Annotated in this window: 13 protein-coding genes; 9 read left to right on the top strand and 4 right to left on the bottom strand. The window is 70.1% G+C overall.

Annotated elements, in window-relative coordinates; all coding sequences use genetic code 11:
* Positions 1 to 14 precede the first annotated feature (14 nt).
* A complete protein-coding gene (gene hemL / locus JAN01S_RS07215; protein WP_068315857.1) occupies positions 15 to 1,346 on the top strand; it encodes a glutamate-1-semialdehyde 2,1-aminomutase in 1,332 nt (443 codons plus the stop codon).
* Between the two features lie 521 nt (positions 1,347 to 1,867).
* Here the strand turns inward: hemL and JAN01S_RS07210 are convergent.
* A complete protein-coding gene (locus JAN01S_RS07210) occupies positions 1,868 to 2,551 on the bottom strand; it encodes a spermine/spermidine synthase domain-containing protein (RefSeq protein WP_068315854.1) in 684 nt (227 codons plus the stop codon).
* A gap of 137 nt (positions 2,552 to 2,688) precedes the next feature.
* On the opposite strand from JAN01S_RS07210, the gene JAN01S_RS07205 reads away from it, so the two are divergent.
* The 4 genes from JAN01S_RS07205 to JAN01S_RS07190 are packed head-to-tail and all read left to right on the top strand — an operon-like array spanning position 2,689 to position 7,068.
* Entirely contained in the window at positions 2,689 to 3,405 is a 717-nt protein-coding gene (locus JAN01S_RS07205) for a succinate dehydrogenase cytochrome b subunit (protein WP_068315851.1), read from the top strand.
* Positions 3,406 to 3,423: 18 nt separating this feature from the next.
* Positions 3,424 to 5,412 (top strand): fumarate reductase/succinate dehydrogenase flavoprotein subunit, encoded by a 1,989-nt coding sequence (locus tag JAN01S_RS07200; protein WP_068315847.1) that lies wholly within the window; start codon positions 3,424 to 3,426, stop codon positions 5,410 to 5,412.
* 2 nt (positions 5,413 to 5,414) lie between these two features.
* Entirely contained in the window at positions 5,415 to 6,158 is a 744-nt protein-coding gene (locus JAN01S_RS07195) for a succinate dehydrogenase/fumarate reductase iron-sulfur subunit (protein WP_068315844.1), read from the top strand.
* 10 nt (positions 6,159 to 6,168) lie between these two features.
* Positions 6,169 to 7,068: a hypothetical protein gene (locus JAN01S_RS07190; RefSeq protein WP_068315841.1), complete on the top strand. Its 900-nt coding sequence runs from the start codon at positions 6,169 to 6,171 to the stop codon at positions 7,066 to 7,068.
* A gap of 12 nt (positions 7,069 to 7,080) precedes the next feature.
* On the opposite strand, the gene JAN01S_RS07185 is transcribed toward JAN01S_RS07190, so the two are convergent.
* Together JAN01S_RS07185 and JAN01S_RS07180 are read right to left on the bottom strand one after the other, a co-directional pair.
* Positions 7,081 to 7,848 (bottom strand): CPBP family intramembrane glutamic endopeptidase, encoded by a 768-nt coding sequence (locus JAN01S_RS07185; protein ID WP_068315838.1) that lies wholly within the window; start codon positions 7,846 to 7,848, stop codon positions 7,081 to 7,083.
* A 94-nt stretch (positions 7,849 to 7,942) separates the two neighbouring features.
* Positions 7,943 to 8,125 (bottom strand): hypothetical protein, encoded by a 183-nt coding sequence (locus JAN01S_RS07180; protein WP_068315835.1) that lies wholly within the window; start codon positions 8,123 to 8,125, stop codon positions 7,943 to 7,945.
* Positions 8,126 to 8,246: 121 nt separating this feature from the next.
* Between JAN01S_RS07180 and JAN01S_RS07175 the strand changes: the two genes are divergently transcribed.
* On the top strand, positions 8,247 to 8,840 hold the full coding sequence (locus JAN01S_RS07175) for a TetR/AcrR family transcriptional regulator (RefSeq protein WP_157075644.1): 594 nt from the start codon (positions 8,247 to 8,249) through the stop codon (positions 8,838 to 8,840).
* Between the two features lie 12 nt (positions 8,841 to 8,852).
* On the opposite strand, the gene JAN01S_RS07170 is transcribed toward JAN01S_RS07175, so the two are convergent.
* Positions 8,853 to 9,461, bottom strand: coding sequence for a DUF4126 domain-containing protein (locus JAN01S_RS07170; protein ID WP_068315827.1), 609 nt, complete (start codon positions 9,459 to 9,461; stop codon positions 8,853 to 8,855).
* A gap of 93 nt (positions 9,462 to 9,554) precedes the next feature.
* On the opposite strand from JAN01S_RS07170, the gene metG reads away from it, so the two are divergent.
* The 3 genes from metG (at position 9,555) to JAN01S_RS17675 (ending at position 13,854) form a co-directional block, all read left to right on the top strand.
* On the top strand, positions 9,555 to 11,354 hold the full coding sequence (gene metG / locus JAN01S_RS07165; protein WP_068315824.1) for a methionine--tRNA ligase: 1,800 nt from the start codon (positions 9,555 to 9,557) through the stop codon (positions 11,352 to 11,354).
* Positions 11,354 to 12,229 (top strand): TatD family hydrolase, encoded by an 876-nt coding sequence (locus JAN01S_RS07160; protein ID WP_068315821.1) that lies wholly within the window; start codon positions 11,354 to 11,356, stop codon positions 12,227 to 12,229. Before metG ends, JAN01S_RS07160 begins: the two co-directional genes overlap by 1 nt.
* Positions 12,230 to 12,606: 377 nt before the next feature.
* The gene (locus tag JAN01S_RS17675) at positions 12,607 to 13,854 is read left to right on the top strand and encodes a resuscitation-promoting factor (RefSeq protein WP_280513181.1); all 1,248 of its coding nucleotides are present in this window, start codon (positions 12,607 to 12,609) and stop codon (positions 13,852 to 13,854) included.
* The last annotated feature ends 72 nt before the right edge of the window (positions 13,855 to 13,926 follow it).

Raw genomic sequence — 13,926 nt, 5'->3', positions numbered from 1 at the left:
GGGAGACTGGGGGCATGACGCTCTCGACCCACGGCTCCCAGGACCTCTTCGACCGTGCCCGCTCGGTGATCCCGGGCGGGGTCAACTCGCCGGTGCGCGCCTTCCGCGGCGTCGGTGGCGTCCCGCGGTTCATCGACAGTGCGCGGGGGGCCTGGCTCACCGACGTCGACGGCAACCGCTACGTCGACCTCGTCTGCTCGTGGGGACCGATGATCCTCGGCCACGCCCACCCCGACGTCCTCGCCGCGGTCACCGAGGCGGCTGGCAAGGGCTTCTCCTTCGGCACCCCGAGTGAGAACGAGGTGGCGCTCGCCGAGGAGATCGTCGCCCGCGTCGAGCCCCTCGAGCAGGTGCGCCTGGTCTCCTCCGGGACCGAGGCGACGATGTCCGCCCTTCGCCTGGCCCGGGGCGCGACCGGCCGCTCGGTCGTCGTCAAGTTCGCCGGCAACTACCACGGCCACGTGGACGCCCTTCTCGCACAGGCCGGTTCGGGAGTCGCGACCTTCGCCCTCCCCGACTCGGCCGGCGTGCCGGCCTCCGCGGCCGGCGAGACGATCGTGCTGCCCTACAACGACCTCGCGGCCGTCGAGGAGCTCTTCGCGGCGCGCGGCGAGGAGATCGCCGCGGTCATCACCGAGGCCAGCCCCGGCAACATGGGCGTCGTGCCGCCGGAGCCCGGCTTCACCCAGGGCCTGCGGCGCGTGACGGCCGAGCACGGCGCGCTGCTCATCAGCGACGAGGTCATGACCGGCTTCCGCGCCAGCCGGTCGGGCTGGTACGGCCTCGAGACCGGGACGAAGGGGGCGCACCCCGGCGGCTACGAGGGCGGGGCTCCCGACCTGTTCACCTTCGGCAAGGTCATGGGCGGTGGCTTCCCCGCCGCGGCCTTCGGTGGCCGGGCCGACCTCATGGCCCACCTCGCTCCCGACGGCCCCGTCTACCAGGCCGGCACCCTCTCCGGGAACCCCGTCGCCACCGCCGCCGGTCTGGCCACGCTGCGCGGCTGCACCGAGGACCTCTACCCCCGGTTGGAGACCACGGCCCGCACGATCGCCGACGCCGCCTCCGCCGCGTTGAGCGCCGAGGGCGTCGCCCACCGAGTGCAGTGGGCCGGGTCGATGTTCTCGATCTTCTTCCGTGACGGGCAGGTGCGCTCCTTCGACGACGCGCAGGCTCAGGACACCGCCGCCTACGGCCGCTTCTTCCACGCGATGCTTGAGGGCGGGGTGCACCTGCCGCCCAGCGCCTTCGAGGTGTGGTTCGTCTCGGACGCGCTCGACGAGAGCGCGCTCGACACGATCCGCGCCGCCCTTCCTGGTGCTGCCAAGGCGGCTGCCTCGGCGTAGGCGTTCGACGCTGTGGGATTCGGCCGACCTCAGCGGTCGGCCCTGGTCGGCCCCGGTTGGCCGACCGAGGCGTTCGGCCGACCGGAGCGGGTCGGCGCTGGGCCGAAGTCCTTCGTCGTCGTGTGGTGGCCTTGTCGTTCTCGACTTCGGCTTGATTCGCACCGACCCGCCCCGGTCGGCTTCCCTCGTCGTTCGCCGGGCCGGCCTCGGTCGGCTTCCCTCGTCGTTCGCCGGGCCCGCCCCGGTCGGCTTCCCTCGTCGTTCGCCGGGCCGGCCTCGGTCGGCCTCGCTCGTCGTTCGCCGGGCCCGCCCCGGTCGGCTTCCCTCGTCGTTCGCCGGGCCCGGGCCGGGTTCCCCAGCTTGGGCCGGGTTGCCCTGTGCGGGCCGGGACACGACCCGGCCCGCCGGAGGTTTCGCGGCCCGCCGGGGGCTTACCGGCCCGGGGCCGCGCCGAGGTGACGGCTCGGCGAGCGGGGCCCCTTCCCGCGGGCCGACCTCGCCCGGCCTGTGACAAACGGAGGCTAGGCGCGGGTGAGGTAGAGCGCGTAGGTCAGGCGCCGCCCTTCGCGCTCGACGTCGAGGAGGATCTCCTCGGTGGGGGCGAGGCCCGCGAGGGCGGTGAGCAGGGCCGGCTCGCGCTGCGCGGCCCACACGGCGAGGACGCCGCCGGGGGTGACCCGGTCGAGGGCCGCGCGCAGGGAGTCGGTGCGGTAGATGCGCTCGTTGCGCTCGTGGACGAGGAAGCTCGGGCCGTTGTCCACGTCGAGCAGGACCAGGTCCCACGGGCCGGTGGGGGAGGCCTCGCCCCGCAGGACCGGGCCGACGTCGCCGGCGTGCACGCTGACCCGAGGGTGGCGCGAGACCAGACCGAGGGTGGGCGCCAGGGCGAGCCGACCCCACTGCACGAGGTCCGCCTCGATCTCGACGACGTCGACGTGGCGCACGCGCTTGTCCTTGAGCACCTGCCACGTGGTGAACCCGAGCCCCAGACCGCCGACGAGGACCCGCTCGGGATCGGAGGTCCGGGCCAGCGACTCCAGCGCAAGTGCGGCCTCCGTGGTGGTGTCGAGGCTGTCCATGGCGAAGACACCGGCGACGACGAGCTCGTGCACGACGCCGGTGCCGTCCGGGTCGGGGCGCTCGCGCAGGGCGATCTCGCCGCGGGGCGTGTCGGCCGAGACGATCGTCTCGGGAGGGGCGTGCATGGTGCTCCTCTGCTCGGTGGGCCGGATTTTCGGGACGGATGTGTGGTCTATTACGTCACGGTAACCGGAGCAATGTCACACGTTCGAAGGGCGACCCGGGTAAGGTGTGCCCGCTCACAAGGCGGTACCTTGACCCCGTGGCTACTACGACCCTCCCCGCGAAGAAGAAGGGGGTGGCGTCGTCCTCCATCGGGCTCAAAATGCTCATGGCAGGCACCGGCGTCATCTTCATCCTGTATGTGCTGCTGCACATGTACGGCAACCTCAAGGCCCTGGCCGGACAGGAAGCCTTCGACACCTACGCGCACCACCTGCGCACCTTCGGTGAGCCGATGCTCCCGTACGGCGGCCTGCTGTGGATCGTCCGGATCGTCCTGATCCTCGCGCTCGTGGGGCACGTCTACGCCGCGCTCAAGCTCATCGCGCGCAACAACGCGGCCCGCCCGGTCCGGTACCAGGTGAAGAAGAACATCGGCTCGACGCTGGCCTCGCGCACCATGCGCTGGGGTGGGCTCGCCCTCTTCATCTTCGTCATCTTCCACCTGATCCAGTTCACGATCGTCAAGCCGAACCTCTACGGCGACGCCGCGAGCGCCGAGGCGATCAAGGAGTCGCCGTACGTCATGATCAGCGCAGCCTTCGCCATGTGGTGGGTCTTGCTCATCTACGTCCTGGCCCTGGTCGCGCTCGGCATGCACCTCTACCACGGCGTCTACAGCGCCTCGCAGACGATGGGTCTGAACAACACCGCCACCGCCCGTGCGCGCGCCCGTGCGATCGGCGCCGTCCTCGCTGCGGTGATCGTCGTCGGGTTCCTCATCCCGCCGGTCTACATCTTCATCGACAGCCTCTGAGCAGGAGCCTGAACACACATGACTGACACTCTCAGCGAGTACTTCTCCGAGGGCGCGCCCGTCGCGGACACCAAGGCGCCCGATGTCGACATCGCGAAGATGTGGACGCAGCACCAGTTCGACTCGGCCCTGGTCAACCCGGCCAACCGCCGCAAGCTCGACGTCATCATCGTCGGCACCGGTCTCGCCGGCGCCTCGGCCGCCGCCACGATGGGCGAGGCCGGGTACAACGTCAAGAGCTTCTTCTACCAGGACAGCGCTCGCCGGGCGCACTCGATCGCCGCCCAGGGTGGCATCAACGCCGCCAAGAACTACAACGACGACGGCGACTCGATCTACCGCCTCTTCTACGACACGGTCAAGGGCGGCGACTACCGCAGCCGCGAGACCAACGTCTACCGACTGGCCGAGGTCAGCGCCAACATCATCGACCAGTGCGTCGCCCAGGGCGTCCCCTTCGCCCGCGAGTACGGCGGTCTGCTCGACAACCGCTCCTTCGGTGGCGTCCAGGTCGCCCGGACCTTCTACGCGGCGGGCCAGACCGGTCAGCAGCTGCTCATCGGCGCCTACCAGGCCATGGAGCGCCAGGTCGCCAAGGGCACCGTCACCGAGTACAGCCGCCACGAGATGCTCGAGGTCATCATCGTCGACGGTGTCGCCCGCGGGATCATCGCGCGCGACATGGTCACCGGTGAGATCGAGACCCACCTCGCGGACGTCGTCGTCCTCGCCAGCGGTGGCTACGGCAACGTCTTCTTCCTCTCCACCAACGCGATGGGCTGCAATGTCACCGCGGCGTGGCGCGCGCACCGCAAGGGCGCCTACTTCGCCAACCCGTGCTACACGCAGATCCACCCGACCTGCATCCCGGTCTCCGGCGACCACCAGTCGAAGCTGACCCTGATGTCGGAGTCGCTGCGCAACGACGGTCGCATCTGGGTGCCGAAGAAGGCCGAGGACTGCGACAAGGACCCGCGGCAGATCCCCGAGGAGGACCGCGACTACTACCTGGAGCGGATCTACCCCGCCTTCGGCAACCTCGTGCCCCGTGACATCGCCTCCCGCCAGGCGAAGAACATGTGCGACGAGGGCCGCGGCGTCGGACCGCTCGTCGACGAGGTCGACGCCGACGGCAACGCGCGCCAGATGCGTCGGGGTGTCTACCTCGACTTCGCCGCCGCCATCGAGCGCCTCGGCAAGGACACGGTCGAGGAGAAGTACGGCAACCTCTTCGACATGTACGCGCGCATCACGGGGGAGAACCCCTATGAGGTGCCGATGCGCATCTACCCCGCCGTGCACTACACGATGGGTGGCCTGTGGGTCGACTACGACCTGCAGACCTCGGTTGAGGGCCTGTTCTCGATCGGTGAGGCCAACTTCTCCGACCACGGAGCCAACCGCCTGGGCGCCTCCTCGCTCATGCAGTGCCTCGCCGACGGCTACTTCGTCCTGCCCAACACCATCCGCGACTACCTCGCCAAGGGCCCCTTCGAGAAGATCTCCGAGGACCACCCGGCCGTCGTCGAGGCGCAGACCGCCGTCACCGACCGGATCGAGAAGTTCCTGTCGATCAACGGTGAGCGCAGCGTCGACTCCTTCCACCGCGAGCTCGGCAACATCATGTGGGAGTACTGCGGGATGGAGCGCACGGACGAGGGCCTGCGCAAGGCCATCGGCCTGATCCGCACCCTCAAGGACGAGTTCTGGCGCAATGTCCGGGTGCTCGGCACCGCGGACAGCCTCAACCAGAGCCTGGAGAAGGCCGGCCGCGTGGCCGACTTCCTTGAGCTCGGCGAGCTGATGTGCATCGACGCGCTGCACCGTCGCGAGTCCTGCGGCGGTCACTTCCGCGCCGAGTCCGTGACCGAGGACGGCGAGGCCCTGCGCCACGACGACGAGTTCGCGTACGTCGCGGCCTGGGAGTACGGCGACGGCGCGCCCGTCCTGCACAAGGAAGACCTGAACTACACGTTCATCGAGCTGAAGCAGCGGAGCTACAAGTGAGCATGGAACTGACCCTCAAGATCTGGCGCCAGGCCGGACCCACGGCGAAGGGCGAACTCGTCACCTACCAGGTGAAGGACATCTCCCCGGACATGTCCTTCCTTGAGATGCTCGACGTCCTCAACGAGCAGCTCATCACCGAGGGCACCGAGCCGATCGCCTTCGACAGCGACTGCCGCGAGGGCATCTGCGGCATGTGCGGCCTGATGATCTCCGGCGAGGCCCACGGCCCCGAGCGGACGACCACCTGCCAGCTGCACATGCGCTCCTTCCGCAGCGGCGAGACGATCACCATCGAGCCGTGGCGGGCCAACGCCTTCCCGGTGATCCGTGACCTCGTCGTCGACCGCAGCGCCTTCGACCGGATCATCCAGTCCGGTGGCTATGTGTCGGTCAACACCGGTGCTGCCCCGGAGGCGCACTCCGTGCCGGTGCCGAAGGAGAAGGCCGACCGCGCCTTCGACTCGGCCAAGTGCATCGGCTGCGGTGCCTGCGTGGCTGCGTGCCCCAACGCCTCGGGCATGCTCTTCCTCGGCGCCAAGGTCACCCACCTGGGTGAGCTGCCGCAGGGTCAGCCCGAGCGCAACGGTCGCGTCGTCAAGATGCTCGAGACGCACGACCTCGAGGGCTTCGGCGGCTGCACCAACATCGGCGAGTGCGCGGCCGCGTGCCCGAAGGAGATCCCGCTCGACGTCATCAGCACGCTCAACGCGGACCTGCGCAAGGCCGCCCGCAGCGGCTCCTGAGGTCCTGCCGATGACGAGGGGGACCGTCATCAGCGCCCGCACCGACCACGCCCGGCGCCGCGTCAGCATCCTGCTGGCCGGCGCCGTGGCCGTGGGGATCAGCGGTTGCGGACTGATCGAAGGGGGCGGTGAGCCATCGTCGACGACCACGCACGCGCCCCTCACGACGACCACGACGACCGAGCCGAGCTCGAGCAGCTCGTCCTCGACCACCAGCGGTTCGAGCAAGAACCCGCCGAGCGGCAACAGCATCCTCACCGAGTCACGCCAGTACATGGCTGCGACCAACAACGTGACGATCGAGGGGACCCTGTACGACGAGGAGCGTGACCTCACCGTCACGCTGCGGGCGGAGGGCTCTACGGGCGGGCTGCTGTCGACCTCGAAGAAGGCCGGCATCTCGCGCACGACCCTGTCGATCCCCGGAGGCGGCTCGCTGGAGACGATCGCCGTGGGTACCGACCACTTCGTCAAGGTCGACAAGGCCTGGCTGGAGGTCATGCAGGCGCCGGACGACAGCCCGATGCGCAAGAACACCGGCCGGTGGATCAAGGTCCCCTTCGAGGACTCGCCGATGGACGCCTACCGTCCGCAGACGCTGCTGCAGCAGACCTTCTACGGCAAGTCCCTCACCCCCTTCGACGCCAAGCAGTCGCCCGCGAGCTACGAGACGCTCGACGGCCAGGAGACCTATCGCGTCGCCATCCGCAAGGCGGACAACGCACGCGGTGGCGAGCGGATCCTGTGGGTGTCGACGGAGCCGGGCAAGCCCTCGCCCATCCGCCTGAGCTACGGCGAGGGGGACCGCCAGTCGGTCCTCGAGTACACCAGGTGGGGCAGCAGCCGGGAGAACTGGAAGAAGCCCGCGGGCGCCAAGACTCTCGAGGACCTCAGCAGTGGCGACCTCTGATCGCTGCCGAGCTCAGCCCAGCCATCCGACGCGGGTGACGAGCAGGGCATAGCCGACGAAGGCGACGATGTCGATGACCCAGTGGGCGATGAACATCGGCGCGACCCGTCGCACCCTGAGGTAGACGGCACCGAGCAGCAGGCCCATCGCGACATTGCCGACGAAGCCGCCGATGCCCTGGTAGAGGTGGTAGCTGCCGCGCACGAGGGCGCTCACGACGACGATGGCGACCGGTGACCAGCCCGCCTCGCGCCACCGGGTGAAGAGGTAGCCGAGCATGATGACCTCCTCGAGCAGCGCGTTCTGCCCGGCTGCGAGGACGAGCACGGGGATCGCCCACCAGACGCTCGAGAGGTCGGCGGCGGCGATCGTCGTGTTGAGGTCGAGGGCCCGAGCGGCCAGGTAGAGGCCGAGCCCGGGGATGCCGATGACCGCGGCCAGGGCCAGGCCCTGCGCGAGATCGCGTCCGGGCGCGCGGCCGTCGAGGCCGATGAGCCGCGTGGGGTGGGGGTGCTGGCGTGCCAGGAGGTGCAGCGCCAGCGCGACGGGGACGAGGGCCAGACCGATGCCGACGAGCTGGTGGGTCAGGTCCAGCCACGGCTGGTCGGGTGTCACGGACTGGTTCATCGCCGTGACCTGCCCGGACAGGCTCTCCTGTGAGGTCAGCTTGCGCACGAGCGAGAGCGCGGACCACAGGGCCGAGGCTCCGAGGGAGACGCCGAGCACGAGCAGCGACTCGGTGAGCGCGCTCCGGCGGGGGAGTGCGGCCGGTGCTGACATGGGCTCAGCCTAGGCGCAGACGGTGCCGCCCCGGTGGTCCTGCCGGGACGGCACCTGCCGGACGGGCGAAGGGGGAGGCGCGCCTCTCCCCTCGTTAGCCGAAGGCGAGGTTGCGGTAGTAGCCGAGGACCGGCTCGCGACGGGCGACGCGCACCCGGCGGTTCTGCGAGAAGAACTGGTAGGCGGCGACACCGACGGTGCCGACGAGGAGGGCCAGCGCGATGCCGACGAGGACGAGGGCGGCGGTGACGAAGGTGGAGATGGTCGCAATGCTCATGGCGATGCGTTCCTTTCTACATCTGTTGAAGACATCAATGACTCTACAGAAGTAGAAAGACCTGGTCAACTCGACGGGTGATCGACTCGGCGGCGGGCGGCGCGGCGGTACCGTGAGCACGATGACCACGCACGAGAGCCCCGACCTGTCCCCGCGCATGCGGCTGATCCTCGAGTCCGCCACCCGGGTCGTGGCGGCCGGCGGGATGCGGGGCCTCACGCACCGGGCTGTCGACGCCGAGGCCGGTCTGCCGCAGGGCAGCACCTCCGGTTACCTGCGCACCCGGCTGGCCCTCGTCACTGCGCTCACGGAGTTCACCGCCGCGGGGCTGATCGACAGCGTCGAGGCGCTGGCCGGTGAGCAGCAGGCCGGGCAGTCCGATGCCACGGTCATCGAGCACGCGCTCGACCTCTTCGCGTCGTGGCTGCGCGAGCCCGACGCGCTGCTCGCCAAGGCCGAGCTGACGCAGGAGGCGATCCGTCGGCCCGAGATCGCCGAGGCGATGGCCCCGGCGCGCGAGCGGATCAACAGCATCGTCGAGCAGATCCTCGTGCGGGCTCAGGTCGCCGACGCCGAGACCTCGGCGCAGGCGGTCGTCGCCGCCATGGAGGGGGTGCTCGGCAGCGCGCTGACCAAGCCGGCGGCCGAGCGCGAGGCCTATGTGCGGGGCGTGGGCAAGCGGATCATCACCGCCTTCGTGCCCGACGCGAGCTGACCGCGAGCCGACTCAGGCCCGACCCGGCAGGGGCCGGTCCCGACCGGCACGTCGGCGCAACCGCAGCCAGAGTCGTAGGACCTGGATGAGCAGCGCCGCGAGGAGGATGAGCACGAGCACGACGAGGATGGGCACGAAGACGGCGAGGAGCGAGATGCCGATGGACGCCCCGTCCTCGGCCGTGGAGACCACGGGTGCGCCCAGGCCCACCGTGCCGGCGTTGACGACCGGCCGGGCGGCGGCCTTGCCGGTGTGGACGAGTGCCGAGACGATGACGCCGAGCAGCACACCCACCCACGCGTTCTCCTGCATCCACGTCGACTCGTCGAGGGTGCTCGCCCCCGCCGTCGCTGCGCCCATCAGGCCACCCATCGTCGGTCGGATGAAGGTCTGCACGGCGTCGTTGATGCTGTCGACGGCCGGCACCTTGTCGAGGGTGAGCTCGGTGAGCAGCAGCACGGCCCCGATGCCGATGGCCCACCACGACTCCATCCACTCCATGCCGACCGGCAGCGTGATGACGTCGGTGAAGCGGGCGAGCAGCGCGACGATGAGGAAGGGGATGTAGGCGTTGAGTCCCGCGGCGGCGCTCAGGCCCATCCCGGTCAGTGCGGCGATCATCGGCCCACCTCTCGTCGGCATGGGTGGCCCCCACGCGTTCCCGGCAGGCTAGCGCCGACGGGCGACGCGCGCCGGGAACCTAGGATGAGCCGCATGAAGGTTCTCTCCGCCGTTGCCTGGCCGTATGCCAACGGACCCCGCCATCTCGGTCACGTCGCCGGGATGAACGTCCCCTCGGACGTCTTCAGCCGGTACATGCGCATGGCGGGCCACGACGTGCTCATGGTCAGTGGGTCCGACGAGCACGGCACGCCGATCCTCGTCCAGGCCGACAAAGAGGGCATCTCCGCCCGGGAGTTCGCCGACCGCAACCACCGGATCATCGCGCAGGAGTTCGCCGACCTCGGCTGCTCCTACGACCTCTACACGCGCACGACCTCGCGCAACCACTACCAGGTCGTCCAGGACCTCTTCGAGCAGTGCCTCGCCAACGGCTACTTCGTCGAGCAGATGCAGCAGGTGGCGCTCGATCCCCGCACCGGCCGCACGCTGCCCGACCGCTACATCGAGGGCACGTGCCCGATCTGCGGGTACGAGGACGCGCGTGGCGACCAGTGCGACAACTGCGGCAACCAGCTCGAGCCGACGGACCTGAAGAACCCCCGGAGCAAGATCGACGGGGCGACCCCGCAGTTCGGCGAGACCGAGCACTTCTTCCTCGACCTGCCCGCGCTCGCCGACGCGCTGCGCGAGTACCTGCAGGGGCGTGAGGCCACCGGCACGTGGCGGCCCAATGTCATCAACTTCAGCCTGAACATCCTCGACGACATCCGTCCGCGGGCCATGACGCGCGACATCGACTGGGGGATCCCCCTTCCCGGCGAGCTGGGGGAGAAGTACCCGACGAAGCGCCTGTACGTGTGGTTCGACGCGGTCATCGGCTACCTCTCGGCGTCGATCGAGTGGGCCCGCCGCTCCGGTGACCCGGAGCGCTGGCGCGAGTGGTGGAACGACCCGCAGGCGCAGTCGTCCTACTTCATGGGCAAGGACAACATCACCTTCCACAGCCAGATCTGGCCCGCGGAGCTGCTCGCGTACTCCGGCAAGGGGGCGAAGGGGGGCGAGCCCGGCGCCCTCGGCGAGCTGAACCTGCCGTCGGAGGTCGTCGCCAGCGAGTTCCTCACGATGGAGTCCAAGCAGTTCTCGTCCAGCCGCGGCCACGTCATCGGGCTGCGCCACGTGCTCGAGACCTTCGGCCCCGACCCGCTGCGCTACTACATCTGCGCCGCCGGTCCGGAGACCCAGGACTCCGACTTCACCTGGCCGGACTTCGTCCAGCGCAACAACTCCGAGCTCGTCGCCGGCTGGGGCAACCTCGTCAACCGCACGGCGTCGATGGTGGCGAAGAACTTCGGCGAGATCCCGCAGCCCGGACCGCTGCAGGAGGTCGACAGCGCCGTGCTCGCACGCGTCAGCGCGGCCTTCGACGAGGTGGGCGCCCTCATCACCCGCAACCGGCAGAAGGCGGCGCTCGCCGAGGTGATGCGCGTCGTCGGTGACGTCAACAAGTACGTCTCCGACACCGAGCCCTTCCGTCTCAAGGGCGAGGACGAGCGCGAGCGGCTCGCGACGGTCCTGCACACGCTCGTGCAGGCGACGAGCGACTGCAACCGGCTGCTCGCCCCCTTCCTCCCGCACGCCGCCAACCGGGTGCACGCGGTGCTCGGCGGGACCGGTGAGTTCGTGCCGATGCCGCGGGTCGAGGAGGTCGACGACCTCGACGGCGGTCCCGGATACCCGGTCATCACCGGGGACTACTCGGGCTTCCCTGCGTGGGCGAGCACCCCTGTGGCCGTGGGGACTCCGATCGCCAAGCCGACCCCGGTCTTCGTCAAGCTGGACGCCGAGGAGGTCGTCACCACCGAGCGTGCGGCCATGTCGGCGGACGAGTGATGACGGGGCGCGACGAGGTCGCGGCCCGGCCCGACCCCCTCCCGGTCGCCGTCGTCGACAACCACACCCACCTCGACATCCGTCGTCGGGACGTGCCCGACGCGATTGCGCCCGAAGGGGGCGACGAGCGGACCGCGGACGACGTCGCCGTAGCACTGGCGACTGCCGCGGCCGTCGGGGTGGACCGGGTCGTGCAGGTCGGATGTGACCTCGAGAGCGCCCGATTCACCGTCGACCAGGTCGACCGCCATCCGGCCATGCTCGGCGCAGTCGCCTTGCACCCCAACGAGATCCCCGCGCTGGCAGACGCCGGTCGGCTGCAGGAGGCGTGGGACGAGATCGAGGCGCACGCCGCACATCCCCGGGTGCGCGCGATCGGTGAGACGGGGCTGGACTACTTCCGCACCGGCCCGGAGGGGCACGCGGCGCAGCAGGAGTCCTTCCGCTGGCACATCGACCTGGCCAAGCGGACGGGCAAGGCCCTGCAGATCCACGACCGGGACAGCCATGACGACGTGCTGCGGGTGCTCGCCGAGGAGGGGGCACCGGAGATGACCGTGCTGCACTGCTTCAGCGGGGACCTGGCGATGGCGCGCGAGTGCGTCGACCGGGGCTACTACCTGTCCTTCGCGGGGACGGTCACCTTCAAGAGCGCGGCGGGTCTGCGCGAGGCCCTCGCGCACGTGCCGATCGAGCAGGTGCTCGCCGAGACCGACGCCCCGTACCTCACGCCGACGCCCGAGCGGGGCCGGGCCAACGCCCCGTACCTCCTGCCGCACACGGTCCGGATCATGGCCCGCACGCTGGGGGTCGACGTGCCGACGATGTGCGCGGCGATCTCCGCCAACAGCGAGCGCGTCTACGGCTCCTGGTAGACACGCGCATCTCCCCATGCGCGCGGCCGGCTGTTCGTCCGTGACCAGAACGCGCATTTGCCCGGGGAAATGCGCGTTCTGGCGGCCCCGGGCGCGCATTCGCCCGGGGAGATGCGTCGTCGTGGCAGAGGTCATAGCGCCCGCTCTCGGCCCCGGTTTTTCGGGGGTTCTCGAGGGTCTGCGAGGGGCGGTTCCCGCAAGCGCCCGAGGGTGTCGTTACCAAAACTTGACCTTGGGGTCGCCCGTGGTGCAGGGTGGTCCGCTGTTGGCCGGGGCCGGTTTCCCCTGATCTCTTATCGCTGACACAGGTGCCCGCCATCCATGGGTCCCCGTGCGCGGACCCACCGGTGCCCGGGAAGAACAATCATCGGAGCACTGTGAGTTCACCCGCGATCCGCCGCATCACCCAGGCCGGCGTCGTCGGAGCCCTGGCCCTCGGGGTCTCGGGCGTCGTCGTCATGGACAAGTCCGTCGCCCTGTCGGTCGACGGTGAGAAGTCCACCGTCCACTCCTTCGGCGGCACGGTCGCCGACGTCCTCGACAAGCAGGGCATCGACCTGGGCGAGCACGACACCGTGACGCCTTCGGCGCAGACCCCCGTCGACGACGGGCAGACGATCGTCGTGCGGTACGGCCGCAAGCTCACGGTCACCGTCGACGGCAAGGAGCGGGAGTACTGGACCACGGCCACGACCGTCGGCGACGCGCTCAAGGAGCTCGGCATCCGCGGCAGCGACGACGCGGTCCTGTCCGCCTCGCGCAGCCAGGGCATCGGCCGTGACGGCCTCGAGCTGAAGATGTCCACCCCCAAGGACGTCAAGCTCCTCATCGGGGGCAAGCGCAGCACGGCCACCGTGACGGCCGCGACCGTCGAGGCCGCGCTCAAGCAGGCCGAGGTCCGCTACGACTCCAACGACCGGATCAAGCCGGGCGCCTCCGCCGCGGTCAAGGACGGCATGACGATCCGTCTGGACCGGATCAGCAACAGGTCCGACCGCCGCACGGAGAGCATCCCCTTCACGACCGTCTACACGAAGGACGCGTCGATGCTCGAGGGCACGACGAAGGTCGAGCGCGAGGGCCGTGACGGACTGCGCACCAACACCGTGCGCAAGACCTACAAGAACGGCAAGGTCGCCGTCTCCAAGGTGACCAGCAGCAAGGTCACCCGCAAGCCGGTCAGCAGGATCGTCGTCCAGGGCACCAAGCCCAAGCCGGAGCCCAAGCCGACCGCCACCGCGGCGCCCAAGGCCCCGGCGCCCAAGGCCCCGGCGCCGAAGAGCTCCACCCGGACCTCGGCCCCGAAGCCGACGTCCTCGCCCGAGCCGACCTCGGAGCCCACGTCCGAGCCGAAGAGCACCGGCAGCGGCGCCGGCATCGACCTCTCCCGCGCGGCGATGTGGGACCGCATCGCCCAGTGCGAGTCGACCGGCAACTGGTCGATCAACACCGGCAACGGGTACTACGGCGGTCTGCAGTTCGACATCCAGACCTGGCTCGGCGCCGGCGGTGGCGACTTCGCCCAGCGTGCCGACCTGGCCTCGCGCGCCGAGCAGATCACGGTGGCCAACCGCGTGTACGCCCAGCGCGGCCTGCAGCCGTGGGGCTGCGCCCACGCGGCCTGACCACCGCACCCTGACGACGGGCCCCCGGACCATCGCGGTCCCGGGGCCCGTCGCCGTGATTGCCGTGACCCG

Origin of the sequence: Janibacter anophelis NBRC 107843 (assembly GCF_001570945.1) — a bacterium.
Classification (GTDB): domain Bacteria; phylum Actinomycetota; class Actinomycetes; order Actinomycetales; family Dermatophilaceae; genus Janibacter; species Janibacter anophelis.
This window is presented reverse-complemented; position numbering and strand designations above follow the sequence as displayed.